Source organism: Sorangium sp. So ce302 (assembly GCF_051530145.1).
GTDB lineage: Bacteria > Myxococcota_A > Polyangia > Polyangiales > Polyangiaceae > Sorangium > Sorangium cellulosum_B.
The window spans coordinates 9,196,159-9,211,698 of record NZ_CP150326.1; the positions used below are offsets into that span (position 1 = coordinate 9,196,159).

The 15,540-nt window shown below is 73.6% G+C and carries 14 protein-coding genes; 8 read left to right on the top strand and 6 right to left on the bottom strand.

Annotation, left to right across the window (positions count from 1 at the left end; translation table 11 throughout):
- Position 1: 1 nt before the first annotated feature.
- Entirely contained in the window at positions 2 to 829 is an 828-nt protein-coding gene (locus WME73_RS34880) for a Uma2 family endonuclease (RefSeq protein ID WP_437912348.1), read from the bottom strand.
- A gap of 108 nt (positions 830 to 937) precedes the next feature.
- The gene (locus WME73_RS34885; RefSeq protein ID WP_012239035.1) at positions 938 to 2,269 is read right to left on the bottom strand and encodes an aminotransferase family protein; all 1,332 of its coding nucleotides are present in this window, start codon (positions 2,267 to 2,269) and stop codon (positions 938 to 940) included.
- A 239-nt stretch (positions 2,270 to 2,508) separates the two neighbouring features.
- On the opposite strand from WME73_RS34885, the gene WME73_RS34890 reads away from it, so the two are divergent.
- Both WME73_RS34890 and WME73_RS34895 read left to right on the top strand, forming a co-directional pair.
- On the top strand, positions 2,509 to 2,988 hold the full coding sequence (locus WME73_RS34890) for a VOC family protein (protein ID WP_437912349.1): 480 nt from the start codon (positions 2,509 to 2,511) through the stop codon (positions 2,986 to 2,988).
- Positions 2,989 to 3,019: 31 nt separating this feature from the next.
- Positions 3,020 to 3,361 (top strand): ArsR/SmtB family transcription factor, encoded by a 342-nt coding sequence (locus WME73_RS34895; RefSeq protein ID WP_437740679.1) that lies wholly within the window; start codon positions 3,020 to 3,022, stop codon positions 3,359 to 3,361.
- A 247-nt stretch (positions 3,362 to 3,608) separates the two neighbouring features.
- Here the strand turns inward: WME73_RS34895 and WME73_RS34900 are convergent, their stop codons facing one another.
- The gene (locus WME73_RS34900; RefSeq protein WP_437912350.1) at positions 3,609 to 4,085 is read right to left on the bottom strand and encodes a MarR family winged helix-turn-helix transcriptional regulator; all 477 of its coding nucleotides are present in this window, start codon (positions 4,083 to 4,085) and stop codon (positions 3,609 to 3,611) included.
- Between the two features lie 377 nt (positions 4,086 to 4,462).
- Between WME73_RS34900 and WME73_RS34905 the strand changes: the two genes are divergently transcribed.
- Positions 4,463 to 4,840: a Nif11 family protein gene (locus WME73_RS34905; RefSeq protein ID WP_437740681.1), complete on the top strand. Its 378-nt coding sequence runs from the start codon at positions 4,463 to 4,465 to the stop codon at positions 4,838 to 4,840.
- Positions 4,841 to 4,936: 96 nt separating this feature from the next.
- A complete protein-coding gene (locus tag WME73_RS34910) occupies positions 4,937 to 6,268 on the top strand; it encodes a cytochrome P450 (RefSeq protein WP_437912351.1) in 1,332 nt (443 codons plus the stop codon).
- 368 nt (positions 6,269 to 6,636) lie between these two features.
- On the opposite strand, the gene WME73_RS34915 is transcribed toward WME73_RS34910, so the two are convergent.
- On the bottom strand, positions 6,637 to 7,248 hold the full coding sequence (locus WME73_RS34915; RefSeq protein ID WP_437740683.1) for a hypothetical protein: 612 nt from the start codon (positions 7,246 to 7,248) through the stop codon (positions 6,637 to 6,639).
- A 334-nt stretch (positions 7,249 to 7,582) separates the two neighbouring features.
- Between WME73_RS34915 and WME73_RS34920 the strand changes: the two genes are divergently transcribed.
- On the top strand, positions 7,583 to 8,572 hold the full coding sequence (locus tag WME73_RS34920) for a hypothetical protein (protein ID WP_437912352.1): 990 nt from the start codon (positions 7,583 to 7,585) through the stop codon (positions 8,570 to 8,572).
- Between the two features lie 22 nt (positions 8,573 to 8,594).
- Here WME73_RS34920 and WME73_RS34925 read toward each other — a convergent pair whose 3' ends face one another.
- Entirely contained in the window at positions 8,595 to 8,927 is a 333-nt protein-coding gene (locus tag WME73_RS34925; RefSeq protein ID WP_437324296.1) for a transcriptional regulator, read from the bottom strand.
- A 233-nt stretch (positions 8,928 to 9,160) separates the two neighbouring features.
- Here WME73_RS34925 and WME73_RS34930 point away from each other — a divergent pair, with 233 nt between their 5' ends.
- Together WME73_RS34930 and WME73_RS34935 are read left to right on the top strand one after the other, a co-directional pair.
- Positions 9,161 to 11,713, top strand: coding sequence for an alpha/beta fold hydrolase (locus WME73_RS34930; RefSeq protein WP_437912353.1), 2,553 nt, complete (start codon positions 9,161 to 9,163; stop codon positions 11,711 to 11,713).
- 351 nt (positions 11,714 to 12,064) lie between these two features.
- Positions 12,065 to 13,768 carry a hypothetical protein gene (locus tag WME73_RS34935; RefSeq protein ID WP_437912354.1) on the top strand — a complete coding sequence of 568 codons (1,704 nt, stop codon included), beginning with the start codon at positions 12,065 to 12,067 and terminating at the stop codon, positions 13,766 to 13,768.
- A gap of 50 nt (positions 13,769 to 13,818) precedes the next feature.
- Here the strand turns inward: WME73_RS34935 and WME73_RS34940 are convergent, their stop codons facing one another.
- Positions 13,819 to 14,601, bottom strand: coding sequence for a class I SAM-dependent methyltransferase (locus tag WME73_RS34940; protein ID WP_437912355.1), 783 nt, complete (start codon positions 14,599 to 14,601; stop codon positions 13,819 to 13,821).
- A gap of 76 nt (positions 14,602 to 14,677) precedes the next feature.
- On the opposite strand from WME73_RS34940, the gene WME73_RS34945 reads away from it, so the two are divergent.
- The gene (locus tag WME73_RS34945) at positions 14,678 to 15,514 is read left to right on the top strand and encodes an AraC family transcriptional regulator (protein ID WP_437740688.1); all 837 of its coding nucleotides are present in this window, start codon (positions 14,678 to 14,680) and stop codon (positions 15,512 to 15,514) included.
- The last annotated feature ends 26 nt before the right edge of the window (positions 15,515 to 15,540 follow it).

Here is a 15,540-nt window from a genome sequence, read left to right on the forward strand (position 1 = left end):
CTCACCCTCGATCCACGGCCGCCGCGAACACCGCCCCGCTCGCCGCCGTCGCCGCGCTGACGAGCCATCGCTCCAGCGCTGCGGGCTCGTCGCACGCGAGCACCCGCGCCTGCACCGCCTCCGGCACCGCGAGCCCCCGCGCCGAGAGCACCGCGAGGATCGCGCGCGCCTGGGTGCGCGCCTGGGTGCGCGCCTCGACCCACTCGTCCGTGAACCGCGCCGCGTCGCGCTCCTCGAACAGCGCCGCGACCGGCACGGCGCCGAGGCCGTGCTTGCCCAGCTCCGGCAGGAGGGGCACCTCCGCGCCCGGACGGTAGGTGATCGACGCCGTCCCAGGCCGCACGACCTCGAGCTCCCGCCGCTCCGCGTGCGCGATCCACACCCACGGCCACTCGTGCTCCAGGTAGAGCTTCACCTTCTCCTCGAGGTAGCGCCTCGACTGCGTGCCCCGGATCTCCACGGCCAGCACCGGCGTGCCGCGGTAGGCGTCGTTCCGCGGCGACGAGAGATCGCCCACCACCACCACGTCCGGCGCCCGCAGCGACGGCCCTGCCGGGTCGCTGAGATCGCAGTACACGTCGGTCATCACCGTGAAGCCCTCGCGCGCGTGCGTGCGGAAGAGGGCGGCGAGGAGCGCCATCACGATGCCATGGATATCCTTGCTCCCCATCTGCTCGATCAGCTCCCCGCGGTGCAGCTCCCACGGGCTGCCGTCGTAACAATCGTCGGGCGTGCCCAGACGGCGGCCGGTCGGGCCGAAATCGCGCAGCTCGATCGGCCCCGTGTTCCGGGGCGGACGGGTCGGCAGGCCGTTCGTGCGTGCAGTCATGCCCACGATCCTAGCACGTCGCCGCGCCCCCTCGCCGGGCGCGCCTCGCGGCAGCCACAGACGTGCTCTTCCGGCGGCCCGTGAAGGGCCGCCTCGCGCCCGAGGTCCTCAGCCCGAGAGCCGCTGATCCGCCACGTCGAGCGCCGCGTCGAGCGCCGCGATCCCCTCGTCGATCTCCGCCTCGCTGATGATGAGCGGCGGCGCCACGAGCAGGTGGCTCACCCACCCCATGAGGGACACCCCGCGCTTCGCCGCCTCGGCGACCACCGCGTCGACCACCAGGGGCCGCCGAGCCGCCTTGTCCTGCGGCACGTTGAACGGCTCCTTGGTCGCGCGGTCCTTCACGAGCTCCACCGCCCAGAACAGGCCGATCCCGCGCACGTCGCCGATCGAGGGGTGCTTCTCCTTGAGGGCGCGGAGCTTCGCGCCCACCACGTCTCCCATCTTCGTCGCGCGGTCGAGGAGGTCCAGCCGGCGATACTCGTCGATCGCGGCGATCACCGGGGCCAGCGTGAGGGGGTGGGCCTCGTAGGTGTGGCCGTGCGCGAACATGTTGTCGTCGAAGTAGTCCGCGATCGCGCGGGAGGTCGCGACGACCCCGAGCGGCGCGGCCGCGTTCGTCACGCCCTTCGCCGTCGTCAGGATATCCGGCACCACGCCCCAGTGATCGACCGCAAACCACTTTCCGGTCCTGCCCCAGCCGCTCATCACCTCGTCCGCGATGAGGAGCACGCCGCGCTTCCGCGCGACCTCGGCGATCTTCGGCAGGTAGTCGGCCGGCGGGATGAGGACGCCGTTCGTGCCCACGACCGGCTCGACGATCACCGCCGCGACGTTCTCCTCGTGGTCGATCATGTAAGCCAGGTAGTCGGCGCACGCGACGCCGCACTCGGGGTGGCTCCGGCCGAGCGGGCAGCGGTAGCAGTTCACCTCCGGGCCGAACACCACGCCCGGGATCTTGCCGGCCGGCTCGATGAACCAGCGGCGAAAGTCGCCGGTCGCCGCGACCGAGCCCGCGGTGGACCCGTGGTACGACGTGTAGCGCGCGATGATCTTGTGCTTGCCGGTGTAGAGCCGGGCCATCTTGAACGCCGCCTCGTTCGCCTCCGTGCCCGACGTGGCGAAGAAGAACTTGTCGAGCCCCTTCGGCATCACCTCCAGGAGCTTCTGCGCCACCCTGGCCCGCACCTCGCACGTGTGCGCCGGGCTGATGTAGGCGAGCTGCCTCGCCTGCGCGCAGATGGCCTCGATCACGGCCTCGTTCTGGTGGCCGAGGTTCGAGCAGATGAGCTGCGAGGACAGGTCCAGGTAGCGCTTGCCGGACGCGTCCCAGAACGCGCAGCCCTCCGCGCGGGTGACATGGATCGGCTTCCAGCCGCGCTGGGCGCGCCAGGTGCCGTACGTGTGCTTCGTGGTCAGCTCGACGATGTCATCGCTCATGGCAACCTTCGCGGTTCGAGGAGGCGCTCAGCGTAGAGGGTGATCAGACCTCCTCGCACGCGAATTCCCCGGCGCCGCTCGCCCGCTCCCGCGCGCCGCGCCCGCGATTCCGTGCAGCGCGCTCGCGGCGCCGCGCGCGATCCCGTCACCAGGGACGGTCGTGATCCGTCCGTGACCGGGCGAGCTCGCCGCCGTGCCAGTCGGTTGACATATTAGAGCTCACTAATATGATGCGGCGCATGACCACGAGCCACGAACCCCCCGCTCCTCCCCCGATTTCGCCCTACCTGACGGTCGACGACGCCCGCGCGGCCATCGACTTCTACCAGCGCGCGTTCGGCGCGACGGTGGTGGCCGAACAGCCGACGCCGGACGGCAAGAAGCTCATCCACGCGGCCCTCCTGGTGAACGGCGGCCTCGTAATGCTCAGCGACGATTTCCCGGAGCAGTGCGGCGGGGTGAGCCGCACGCCGAAGGCGTTCGGCGGCACCGCGGTGACGCTCCACCTCGATCTACCCGACGTCGACGCGACCTGGAAGCGCGTGGTCGAGGCGGGCGCCAGCGTCGAGATGCCGCTCGCGGACGTGTTCTGGGGCGACCGATACGGCATCGTGACCGACCCGTTCGGCCACCGCTGGTCGCTCGCGACGCGGAAGAAGGCGGCCACGCAGGAGGAGCTCGACGCCGGCGCCAAGAAGCACTTCCCCGCGGCAACGTGAGGTCGTGCGACGTGGCGCGAGGTGACGTGAGGTGACGAACGCGCGCTCCCCGGACGCGACGTTCCGCGCGATCGCGGACCCCACGCGGCGCGCGATCCTCGACGCGCTGGCCGGCGGGGAGCGCTCGGTCACCGAGCTGTGCGCGATGTTCGACGTGACCCAGTCGGCGATCTCGCAGCACCTCAGGGTGCTGCGGGACGCCGGGCTCGTCGCGCCCCGCCGGGAGGGGCGCTCGCGGCTTTACCACGTGGAGGCCGCGCCGCTGCGCGCGGTCTACGACTGGGCCGCTCGTTACGAGCGATTCTGGGCGAAGAAGCTCGGCGCGCTGCTCGATCGTGAGGCGGACATCGCGCGCAGAGGGGGCAGATCATGAGACGCGACCTGCGCGCCAACCGCGATCTCCAGCTGGCTGCGCCGGAACTCCGGATCCGCCCGCCCCTCGCCGTCTCCCAGGGTCGAGCGGATGATCACCGGCACGTCCGAGCCCCGCATCGCTCCAGACGAGCGTCACCTCAGGCTCGGCCACGGCGGTGCTCATCGGGGGCAGGGACGACGGCGGCAGACCCCGCCGCCGCTTGCTGCTGCCGTCGAGAAGGACACCACGAGGGCGCGTGCGCGCTTCATTCCTCTCTCCTCCTTATTGATGGAACGGGCGTGTCGTCGATCTCGAGATTGCCGATCATGGCGGCGAGGACATGCCTCGTGGTCTCAAGTTCTGCGGCCGGAATGCCCCGCGTCGCGCGGCGCTCCACCTCGACCACCACGTCCTGTACCCAGTCGTGCTCCGCGATCTGAGGCGTGCAGCGCACGCGGAAGGCGCGCGCATCGCTCTCGTCGGGGTTCCTCTCGACGAGCCCCTTCTTTTCGAGGCGGCCGACGAGGGCCGAGAGCGACGCGGCTGTGATCTGCAGCCGCTCGGCGAGCTCGCGCTGGGTGAGCCCCACGCGCTCTCCGAGCAGCGCGCCGATCAGGCGGAACTCCGCGAGCGTGACCCCCCGCTCGGCGAGGCGCTCCTGAATCAGCTGCAAGGCGGTGCGATCCACGCGAGCGATCCGCGCGAGCAGCAGCGTGGTGAAGACGGTCAACGTGTCGGTCACCCTAATAGTTAGTAAGACTAACTAATATTATCAAGTGGGATCGCAGGGCCGGCGAGAGCCCCCTCACCGGGCCGGTGCGTGCGGCGAGGGGACGGCGCCCGGGGTCCTCTCGCCCGTCGGGCGACACCGGCGCCCCAGCAGGTCGGCGAGCCCCCGGGGCGGTGAGAGAGGCGCCGCTGCGCGAGTTGCGCGAGCGCTCGCGCAACTCGCGCGAGGGCGCGCACAACGGGCCTCTCGAGGGCCGCCATCGCCGGCCATTTCGCCTGCCCGCGGCGCTGGCGCGGGACCTGCTTTGGGGGAGGGAGACGACGGACCGCGCGCGGCACGCCGCCGCCGCGGTTCCGCGGCCTCAAGGGGCCCGAAGGAGGTCTGCGCACATGACTGGACAACTCACCACGATCGGTGTTTCGACCACGAACCAGGGGACGATGGCAGGACGCGCGACGAGGAGCGGCGCGCGCGCGTTTCTGGCGCAGGTCGAGGCGGACGAGCGCCTCGCGGAGAAGATGGCCGAGGCCGACGGGGATATGACGCGCATCCTCACGATCGCCGCCGAGGCGGGCTGCCCGTGCACCGCACAGGAGCTCGCGAGGGCGTACGAGGAGCACGTGCGCGCGCAGCCCGGCGCGTCGGCCTATGACTTCGGGTATCCGGTGGTCTATCTCAGCCTCCGCGCGCCTTCGGACCTGAGCCACGCGGCGGTGTACCTGAGCCTCCGCGCTCCTTCGAGCCCCGGCGCCCAGCTGTCTTCCTGAACGACGCCCGCGCGCCCCTGATCGCGGAACGCCGGCGCCGCTCCCGACGCTCGCTCGTATGCAAACCGCGGCTCTACGCTCTCCGGAGAACTGGCCATGATCCGATCCCCCGGTCCGAAAGCGCACCCTCTGCACGGCTCCTGGCCGGAGTTCCGCGCGGATCCCCTCGCCTTCCTGCTCGACGGCACCCTGGCGTACGGCGATTTCTTCCGGTTCCGGCTGGGGCTCAAGCAGTGCTTTGCCGTCTCGGATCCGGCCGCGATCCAGAGGGTGTTCTCGGATCGGGAGGGCTTCACGGACAAGACGCCGCCGCACCGGATGCAGGACGCCTATCCGCGGAGCGTCGCCCGCCTCGAGGGGGGTGAGCACCTGGAACGCCGGAGGGCGCTCGCACCGGCGTTCCATCGGGAGGCGCTCCTCGCGCGCGCCGAGGGCGCCGCGCGCGCGGTGCGCGAGGCGCTCGCGCGGCTGCGCACAGGCGAGGCGCGCGCGGTGCTGCCGGTGCTCGAGGACGTCGCCCTGCGGAGCGCGTCGATGCTGCTGCTCGGAGAGTCGGGAGAGCAGGTCGTGGAGCGCATCGCGACCGAGCTGCCCCGGGTGGAAGCGTGGCTCGGGCACGCCGCCGACGACGAGATAGCCTATGGCCAGGCGAGGGATGCGCTCGCGGCGTCCATCCTGGCGGCGGCAGAGCACCGCAGGGCGGCCGGGAACCGTGGAACAACCGATCTGCTGGATCCGCTCCTGCGCGCGGTGGACGCCGGCCAGATGGATGAACAAGCCCTGATCGACGAGGTCGTGATGATGCTGGTGACGCACGTGCCGACGGCCGCGGCGTCGGAATGGGCGCTCTACGAGCTCGCGCAGCGCCCGGAGGTGCAGAGGCGCCTCGAGGAGGAGCTCGACGCGATCGGCACGCAGGGGATCGGCGCGCAGGGAGCGGAGGTGGAGCGCGCCTCGATCCTGTCGACGGTGGTGCAGGAGACCTTGCGGCTGCACCCGCCCGTATGGGTGCTGGCGCGCGAGGCGCGGAGGGAGTTCCGCCATGGGCCACACGCGGTGAGCGCGGGAGACGAGGTCCTCGTGAGCCCGTATGTCATGCAGCGGCTACCGCGGTACTGGAAGCGCCCGGAGACGTTCCTCCCGGAGCGTTTCGAGCCGGGCTCGCCATGGCACGAGGAGCGCCCGCCTTCGGCGTTCCTTCCCTTCGGGCTCGGGATGCGCAAGTGCATCGGTGAGCGGACCGCCGTGCTGCAGATGAAGCTCATGCTGGCGGCGCTGGTGCGGGAGTTCCGGTTCGAGCTGCCCGCAGGGTACGAAGCGGGCGCAGGCGGCCGGCGGGCGCTCGTGCCGCGGGATGGGCTGCCGCTCGTCGTGGAGCGCCGCCGGAGGCCGGATCGGCGCCCCCGCGAGCACGAGCTGACGGGATGAAGGCCAGAGCGCGCCCCCAGCCGGCCGCGCGCGAGGAGACCCGGTGAGCGGCGCTCAGGAGAAGCCCATGGGGCACCGCCCAGCAGGCTGCGGCGCGGCGGGCCGGAGCGCCGGCTCCGCCGGGCTGCCCTGGACCGCAGCCGGACGGCCTTCCGCCCTCGCTCGCTCGCGCTCCCCTTCCAGGATCATCGCCCTCGACCTCACTCATGCCCGCGCCGTCGTCGCGGCGGGCGCTCATCATCAGGCCCAGGATGTCCTGAGAAGCGTCCCCCTCCGCGCGCTGCTGCCCGCCCTCTCGCTCACGGATCGCCACGGAGCGGCGCTCGGCTTCGTGGCGACCCCACGGCTGCGCGGCCGCGCGCACGGCGTCAGCGTGACGGCTCCGGCTCGCCCCGCGCGGCCTCGGCGCCAGGCGGACGGACAGCGACCGCGCGGGACAGGAGCAGCGCGCCGGTGAAGAGGTAACCCGAGCAGGAACGGAAGACATCGTAGGAGCGGCCCAGCAGCGGAGCGCTCCGAAGAATGTCCCCGATGCGCCACATCTCCTCGTGGCGCGTGATCTCGAAGCTCTCGCCGCCGTCGATCATGCAGAAATCGTAGGTCAGGATCACCCGCACGGGGTACGCGCAGCGCGGGAACAGCCGCAGGTACAAGGTGCTGTCGACCAGGGCGCGGCCCGCGTCACGCGGCTCGGAGAGCCGGACGCTCAGCTGAGAGACGTCGAGGTCGAAACGGCCGCCGACGCGAGATCCAGAGAGGCCGACCTGGTACGTCTCGATCCCGCGCACGCGCCGCCACGGATTGACGAACTCGATGCCACGGGCAAGGTAGGGATAGACCTCCTTCTCGAGCGTCGCGACCGGAACCTTCGTGTCGTACATGAGGAGCGAGAGGCGTCGGAAGCGCGCCTCCAGGTCGGCGAGCCCGAGGCGCGGCATCGTGGGGATCGTGAACGGGAGGCAGTTCACTTTTGTCGCCATGTCGTGACTCTCCATCCGGACACGCCCCCGCCCGGTGTGAAGCGCCGGTCCGGGCGCGGAGCGATGAAGGCCGAGACGCAATGCATGGGCCGAGGCGGAGCGTGCTGGAGGTGCGTGCTCTGCGGCGCGTCGCTCCGCCCCGCGCGCCGCGTGTGCGCCGCCGCGCAAGGCGCTCGAAAGGCGCTGTTCTCCGCGTGGTTCAGGGAGAGAATCGGCGCGTCCGCCGTGGATTGCCCTGGTCCCTGGGGCGCCCGCGGTTATCTTCCCGCGCCGTTCGGCACGAAGCGCGCGGCGTTTCGCCCTCTCTGCCGGCGGCGAGTCACGAGGAGAAGAAGTGTCACGGGTTGTGGAGCGCGCAGCGAAGACCGCCAGCTGTCTCACGGAGCGGCGCAGAGCCGCGGCGCGGCGGGTCGCCGCGTTCATGGCGCTCGCCCTCGCCTCGGCGGGGTGCGCCGCGCAGGGAGCGCCGGCGCTCGCCGCGCGCGGCGGCGCAGACCCCGGCGCGAGCGCGGGGGCGCCGGCGCCCGCCGCGCGCGGCGGCGCGGACCCCGGCGCGAGCTCGGCGGCAGAGCCGATCTTCCATGAGGCGGAGTCGCTCGCGGGGCGCTACCGCGTGATCGGCGTGCAGCTCTTCGTGCTCGACCAGGCCGCGGAGGCGGGCGCGGCCGGCGGGCGCGGCGCGGCGCGGCGGGCGGCGCTCGAAGCAGAGGCCGCGCGGCTGCGGGCGGGCGTCGCGGCGGCCTACGCCGCGCTCGTCGACGCGCCGGCGCTGCGCGCAGCGGAGCAGCGGCCGCGAGCGCTCCTCGCGCTCGCGCGGGCGCTCCAGGACGGCGGGGACGCGCGCGGCGCCGAGGCGCGGCTGCGTCAGCTCGCCCTCGAGCACCCGGCGTCCGGCGAGGCGGCCGAGGCCTACCTCGCGCTGGCCGACCTGGCGTTCGCCGCGGGGCGCCTCGACGAGGCGGTGATCGCCTGCGACGGCGCGCTCCGCGGCGCCGCGGGGGCGCCGCTTCGCAAGCGCGCGCTCTACGTGAAGTCGTGGAGCCTGCGGGGCCTCGGCGGCCGAAGCGCCACCGAGGGGGCCATGAGGGCGCTGCGCGCCATCGTGCAGCTCGGCCCCGCGCGCGCCGGCTCGCTGGAGGCGACGATCGACGAGGCCGCGGAGCGAGAGCTCGTCGAGCTCTACGCGGCGCACGGCGATCTCGCCCAGGCCCGCGCCTTCTTCGCGGGCGCGGGCGAGCGCGCGGGCCCGCGGCTGCTCGGCGAGGTGGAGGCCCGCGCCGCGCGGCGCGGGCGCCCGGAGCCGCCCGATCGACCGGCCCTGTGAGGAGCGCCGCCGCCCGGGAGCCTCACCCTTCGCCCGCGTCGATCCGGAACCGCGGCGCCTCGATGCGCTCCCCCCGGCACGCCGGGCAGCGGCTCGGCTTCGCGAGCGACCGCCGCTCGTCGAACGCGTAGCCGCAGCGCAGGCAGCGCGCCGGCGCGACCGAGAGCCGCTCGCCGCGCGCGCGCAGCGAGCGCGCGAGGTGCTCGAGGTGCGGCGCCACGTCGCGCTCCCGCATCCCGAGGCGGGTGGAGAGCTCCCACGCGGTCGCCGCTCCCCTGCGGAGCTCCTCCAGGAGCGCCTGCCGCACCGTCTCCGACCGGGGCGCTGGGCTCGGCGGTGGCTTCGGGTCGCTCATCGCTCTCCGCGAGCGTGACACCGCGGCGGCGCCGGTCCAGCGCCGATCGCTCGCGGCTCGCGCGAGCGCGCTCGCGCGCTGGGCTCGCGCCGCGCTCCAGCACCGCGCGGCCAGGACAGGCGCACAGGTGCTGCCTCTCACGACGGCGGAGCAGCGCAGCGCGGCACCGACCGCGCGGCCATTGCGCTGCCCACAGCGCGCACGGAGAATGCCGCTCCGGAGAACAGCAGCGCATGATCCCGTGCCCGTCCGACGACGCCCTGGCCACCTGGCTCGCGGGCAACTTCCCGCACGACGACGCGGCGAGCATCCGCGGGCACGTGGCCGGCTGCGACGGCTGCCGCGCGCGGCTCTCGACGCGCCCGAGCGAGAGCGACCTCGGGGCGCCGCTCTTCCTCCACGCGACGCGCCAGCGCTTCGGCGCGAGCGAGCCGCCGCCGTCACCCCCGCTCTCGTGGGCGCCGCCCTTGGCCTTCGACGACTACCGCGTGGTGCGGCCGCTCGGGCGCGGGGGCATGGGGCAGGTGTACCTCGCCCACGACGAGGTCCTCGACCGGCCCGTCGCGCTCAAGTTCGTCGCGGCGGACAGCCCGGATCCCAGGACCATCGAGCGGCTGCGCGTCGAGGCCCGCGCGATCGCGCGCCTCCAGCACCCCAACGTCGTCGCCGTCTACCGGATCGGCGAGGTCCGCGGGCGGCCGTACATCGCCTACGAGTTCGTCGAGGGCGAGCCGATCGAGCTGCTCCCGAAGCCGATCCCGTGGCCCGCCGCGCTGCGCCTCGCGCTCGGCCTCGCGCGCGGGCTCGCCGCGGCGCACCGGCGGGGCGTCCTCCACCGCGACATCAAGCCGGCGAACGTGATGCTCGACGCGAGCGGCGAGGTGAAGCTGCTCGACTTCGGCCTCGCCAAGCTCGCCGACCGGCCCGGCGCCCCCGCCCTCGACGCGGGCCATCGCGCCGCGCCGAACTCCGCCGTCGCGCCCGCGCCGTGGGCGCTCGCGGACATGTCCGCCCTGACGACCGCGATCCCGGTGGCGCTCGACGCGGCCTCCGCGCTCGGGACCGCGAGCCTCACCGACGGCGGCATGATGATGGGCACGCCGCTCTACCTCGCGCCGGAGCTCTGGGCGGGCACCGCCGGCACGCCCCGCTCCGACGTCTACGCGCTCGGGCTGGTCTTCTACGAGCTGTGCGCGGGCCGGCTGCCTCACGCGGGGCTCGACGTGCACGCGATCGCCAGCTGGGTGACGGCGCGGGCGCTCCCGCCGCTGCGCTCGATCTGCCCCGACGTCCCGGAGATGCTCGCGGCCGTCATCGATCGCTGCGTCCTGCGCGAGCCGGAGGCGCGCTTCGCGTCGGCCGAGGAGGTGCAGGCCGCGCTCGAGGAGACCGAGGCGCTCTGCCGGGCGTTCCAGATCGTCCGCCCCGCGTCGCCCCCCGCGAGCGCGCAGGACGCGGGCGCGGACGTCGTGCGCGCCTCGTTCGAGCGCCTCGCCCCGCGCGCCGAGGCGCTCGTGACGCGCTTCTACGAGCGGCTCTTCGCCCGCGAGCCGGCGCTCCGGGCGCTGTTCCCGCCGGACATGCGCGAGCAGCGGCTCAAGCTCGCCGCGGCGCTACAGCTCGTCGTCGACAACCTGCGCGCGCCGGACAAGCTGGTCGAGATGCTCGAGGCGCTCGGTCGCCGCCACGCGGCGTACGCCGCGTTGCCCGAGCATTTCGACGCCGTGGGCCGCGCGCTGCTCGAGGCGCTCGAGGAGCTCGAAGGGGACGCGTGGTCGCCCGCCACCGCGCGGGCCTGGGCGGGCGCGTACGCGCAGGTCGCCGAGGCGATGCGGCGCGGGCTCGAGGCCGCGCGGGAGGGGGTGGTCTCCTCCACGCGGGCGCCCGCGCGGCTGCACGCCGCGGAGACCCGCTTCGCCACGAGCGCCGACGCGAGCCTGGCCTACAGGACCGCGGGCGGCGGGCCGATCGATCTGGTGCTGGTCCAGGGGTGGGTGACGCACGTGGAGGCCGCGTGGGAGGGCGCGCTCATCTCCCGGTTCTTCGCCGAGCTCGGCGCGTGGGCGCGGCTCATCGTGCTCGACCAGCGCGGCACCGGGATGAGCGAGCGCGAGGGCGCGGGCGCTCCCGCCGAGCAGCAGGCGGAGGATCTGCTGGCGGTGCTGGACGCGGCCGGCGTGGCGCGCGCCGCGCTCCTCGGCGTCGGCGCCGGGTTCGCGCCGTGCGCGCTGCTCGCGGCGGCGCACCCGGCGCGGGTGCGCGCCCTGATCGCGCTCGGGAGCGCTGCGCAGATGTCTGCCTGGCCGGGGTGCCTCTTCGGGCTCGCCGGCGAGGACGCCGAGGAGGCCGAGCGCGCGCTGCGGAGCGGCTGGGGCGAGCCGCTCTTCCTCGATCGCCTGGCCCCGTCCGCGGCGGAGGACGGCGCGTTCCGGCGCTTCTGGGCCGCGTACCTGCGCCACGGCGCGAGCCCTGGCGGGGCGGCGCGCATGCTCCGGGCACACGCGGCGGCCGACGTCCGGTCCGCGCTGGGCCGGGTGAGCGCCCCGACGCTCGTGCTGCACCGGGCCGGCGATCGGGCCGTCCCGGCGGCGGCCGGGCGCGACCTCGCCGGCCGCATCCGCGGCGCGCGCCACGTCGAGTTGCCGGGCGACGATCACCTCCCCTTCGTCGGCGAGTCAGGTCCGCTGCTCGCCGAACTGCGGGCCTTCCTTGGCGCGGATGCCGGGGGGAGCCCCGTCTCGAGCCTCGTGCCCTCCGCGGCGCTCGGCGCCGCCTCCGGCGGCTGACGCGCTCGGCGCGGGGCCAAGCACGCGGTGCGTCGTCGCCCGGCTCGCGCCGCGGAGCTCTCGTGGGCTCGCACGACGAGCCGCCGGACGCGCGCCCGCCTCTCGGACGCTCGCGCTCGCTGCGCTTCCTCAACCGATGTTTGCCCGCGCCACGATGAGCGGATGAGCTCGAGTTCAGCGTGCGGACGTCCGCGTCTCCGGCTTCGCCCGATACGACTTGAGAGTTCTCCTTATCTCGATGTCTCTCCAGGAAAAGGGAAACATCCTGTCTACCTTGCGATCCCGTGATTCCCCCGCTAGCTTGAATTGATGATGGGATGGTCGCGCCCGCTGACCTGCTATGTCGCTGCCGTGCTTGGCGCATTCGCGAGCGCTTGCTCCGGGACGGAGCAGGGCTCTGCCGGCGCAACCGCAGGCGCGGCGGGCGCAGGCGGGGCGGGAGGCGACGGCAGCGCCGAGAGCGCGGGCGGGGGCGCCGACTGCCCTCCTGGTGAGGAAGGCTGTCCCTGTGGGCCTCTGGGCCAGTGCGACGACGGGCTCCGCTGCGCAGACAGCGTATGTATTTCGGAGTGCACCAGCGCCGATGATGACCCGATGGTCGACGGCGACTGCGACTGGCGGGGAGGCCCGGAGGACCCCTCATTCCAGCGCTCGGATACGTGGGGCACCACGGGGGCAGCGCTCGTCTCCCCCGAGGTCGAGGGCAACGGCAACCCCGGGGCCGGCATCATCGGGAGAGACGCGGTGTGCCAGATGGCCGGCTTCTATCAGCGCCTCTCGATGCCGGACCTCGCGTGCGCCGGACCGCTCCTCCTCACGTTCGCCGCGCGCGTCGGCTGCGAGCTCGCGATGGATTGCCTCGGCCCGCCGGGGGTCGGGGTCCGGATCGACGGAGGGATCACCGATCTCGATCTCATGCCCTCTTCGTCCTTTGCCCCGCAACGCGTGTGCCTGGGAGAGCGCGCCTACGGCAGGCCGATCGAGCTGCTCCTCGCGCCCGCCCGGCGTTCTCCCCTGTGCGATGAGGACACCGGACAGGACTTCACGCTGACGTTCGATGACGTCGCCCTTCAGCCTGATGAAATGAACGAGTGCCCGCCACCTGGCCAGGTGCTGAACGGCGACTTCGAAGCAGGCGCCGCCGGCTGGAAGGCGACCCCCGAGGGCGGCGTCTCCGAGATCGAGCGCGGCCTGGGCCAGGGCGGCGGCAAGGGCGGACATCTCGCCACCACGCTGTTCTGCCAGGTCCCCTCGCTCGAGGGCACGCTCTCGGCGCCCTTGCCGTCCGCCGCGCTGCCGAGCCCGGCGCTCCGCATCTGGAGCCGTGGCAGCCCGGGGGCGATCGTCGACGTGATGCTGAGCACGCACCGGCTGACGGCCCTGACGGGCACGGGCGAGGCGCAGGTCTCCCATGCCTGCTTGCCCCGGTGGGCGCTCGGCATGGCGCACCGCCTCGCGTTCGCCTTCCGGAATCGGCACAGCCAGCCGTGCATGGAGGAGAACAAGCGGGATTTCACCGTGGATGACCTCGCCATCGTCTCTGACGATCGCTGCCCCGGGGACGCGCCGCTCTTCGACCCCGGCTTCGAGAACGACGGCGCCGACGCGGGCCTCTCGCCGACATGGGTCCTCAACGCGGAGGACCCCGCGCGCGGCAGCGCCAGGCTCGCGGTCGACGCTGCGGCCGCGCACGCCGGCGACGTCTCGCTCTCGCTGTCCGTGCGGAAGCCGTGCCGCGAGCCCTCGGCCTCCACCGTGTTCACCGTCCCCGAGCCTCAGGGGACGGCCGGTCCGGCGCTGAAGTTCTGGTATCGCACGAGCCACCTCCTCGCGGCGACCGCCTCCTCGATGCCAGGAGGCGCCCTGGCTGCCAGCGAGCGCTGGACGCAACAGACGATCTGCCTGGATCCGCGCACGGCGGGCATGCCCCAGCCGATCTCTTTCAAGATAAGAGCCAGCGGCACCTGCGATGCGCCGCTCGACGACGAGGCCTTGCACGTGGACGACGTCGAGGCGACGACCGATCCCTCCTGCCCGGCCGCGGCGCTCCCCTGAGCTGCGGAGTCCTGGCGCCTCGATTCGCCGGGCAGAAGGTGCCTCTCGGCTCAGCCGCGCTTCCGGCCCACCAGGATGACGATCGGATAGGCGAAGTGGACCTCGTCCCCCCGGAGCTCTGCGCCCACGCCGAGCGCGTCGACGCCGACGTCGGCGCGGTAGAGGGCCCGGAGCCGGTCCGCTCCGCCGGGCTCCGGGAAGGAGGCCCGGAGCGCGGCCTCGAGCTCCACCTCGAGCCGGTACCGCGTCGTCGTCTCGATCTCCAGCCCCGCCGCCTCGAACAGGGCGCCGAGCTCGCGCTCGGTGAGCGCGCTCGCGTGCGACGGATCGCGGATCTTCTCGGCGGCGTCGTACGCTGCCCGCTTGTCCTCGGCCGGCGCCACGTCGATCACGGCGACTCGCCCGCTCCTCTGGCACACGCGGGCCATCTCGCGCAGCGTCACGAGCGGCTCCAGCAGGTGATGGAAGCTGTAGCGCGTCGTGACCAGGCGATAGCTCTCGTCCGGATAGGGCAGCCGGCTCGCGTCGCCGAGCTCCCAGGTGACGTTGGAGAGGCCGAGGCTCGCCTGCCTCTTCCGCGCCTCGTCCAGCATCGCCGGGACGATGTCGAGCCCCCGCACGCTCGCCACGCGCTGGGCCAGCGCGCAGGCGACGATCCCCGGCCCGCAGGCCACGTCGAGGGCCGCGTCGCTCGGCGCCGGGGCGAGCGCGTCGAGCAGCAGCCCCATGGCGGATTCCGCCGAGTGGGCCCGGACCTCGGCGAACGGCCTGGCCTGGCGGGTGAACTGTTCCTGTATCAACGCATCGTGCGCCGCGGGAGTCGCTTGCTTCATGGCGCTCGAAGATGGACGCGCTCCGGCTTTACGGCTGCCGGCGATCGGACAAAGATCACCGCCGAGAGGCCACGCCTTGCAAGCCCGCGTCCTGACCCCGACGGAGACCACCGAGCACCTCGCGCGGCTCGGGCTCGACCATGCCGGCGCGCGCGCGTTCTCCTACGAAGACGAGCTGCCGGGAGCCGTGTACGGCTGGCACACCCACGCGCGGCACCAGCTGCTCTGTCCTCTGGCCGGCACGGCGCGCCTCGAGGTCGAGGACGCGTCCTTCCTGCTCCCCCCGCAGCTCGCCGCGCTCATCCCCGCGGGCGAGCGGCACGCCACCACCTGCGGCGACGCGTCCATCGTCTCGATCTATTTCGAGCCCGCCGCGTTCCCCTCCCCCCTCGCGGCGGTGAGGATCTTCGAGATCCCCGCGCTCCTGCGCGAGATGGTGATCTACGCGCGCCGCTGGCCGGTCGCGCGGCGTCCGGACGACGCCGCGGCCAACACGTTCTTCGCGGCGATGGCGGACATCATCGGCCCGCTCCTCGATCGCGGCGCCACGTACCGGCTGCCCCGCGGCAAGACGCGGCCGGTGCAGCGCGCGATCGAGTGCGCGCTGCGCGACGTCTCCAGCGCCGATCTCCCGCGGGCCGCGGCGTTCGCAGGGGCGACCGAGCGCACGCTGCGGCGGCGGTTCCGCGAGGAGACCGGCGTCACGTGGCGCGGCTTCGTCACGCGCGCGCGCGTGCTCCGGGCGATCGACCTGCTCTCCAGCCCGAGCGCCAGCGTCACGCAGGTCGCGCTGGACGTCGGCTTTCAGAGCCTCGGCGCGTTCGCCGCCGCGTTCCGCGCCGTCACCGGCCAGACGCCGAGCGAGTTTCGCAGGACCGCCCGGCCATCGCCGGGCGGTGGACACGAGGGCTGACCTGAGCCGGCCTGACGGCGCGGATG

Coding starts and splice junctions, on each gene's coding strand:
- WME73_RS34885 (WP_012239035.1), bottom strand. CDS start 2,269: ATGAGCGATGACATCGTCGAGCTGACCACGAAGCACACGTACGGCACC.
- WME73_RS34890 (WP_437912349.1), top strand. CDS start 2,509: ATGACCACGAGCCACGAACCCCCCGCTCCTCCCCCGATTTCGCCCTAC.
- WME73_RS34880 (WP_437912348.1), bottom strand. CDS start 829: ATGACTGCACGCACGAACGGCCTGCCGACCCGTCCGCCCCGGAACACG.
- WME73_RS34910 (WP_437912351.1), top strand. CDS start 4,937: ATGATCCGATCCCCCGGTCCGAAAGCGCACCCTCTGCACGGCTCCTGG.
- WME73_RS34940 (WP_437912355.1), bottom strand. CDS start 14,601: ATGAAGCAAGCGACTCCCGCGGCGCACGATGCGTTGATACAGGAACAG.
- WME73_RS34915 (WP_437740683.1), bottom strand. CDS start 7,248: ATGGCGACAAAAGTGAACTGCCTCCCGTTCACGATCCCCACGATGCCG.
- WME73_RS34905 (WP_437740681.1), top strand. CDS start 4,463: ATGACTGGACAACTCACCACGATCGGTGTTTCGACCACGAACCAGGGG.
- WME73_RS34925 (WP_437324296.1), bottom strand. CDS start 8,927: ATGAGCGACCCGAAGCCACCGCCGAGCCCAGCGCCCCGGTCGGAGACG.
- WME73_RS34930 (WP_437912353.1), top strand. CDS start 9,161: ATGATCCCGTGCCCGTCCGACGACGCCCTGGCCACCTGGCTCGCGGGC.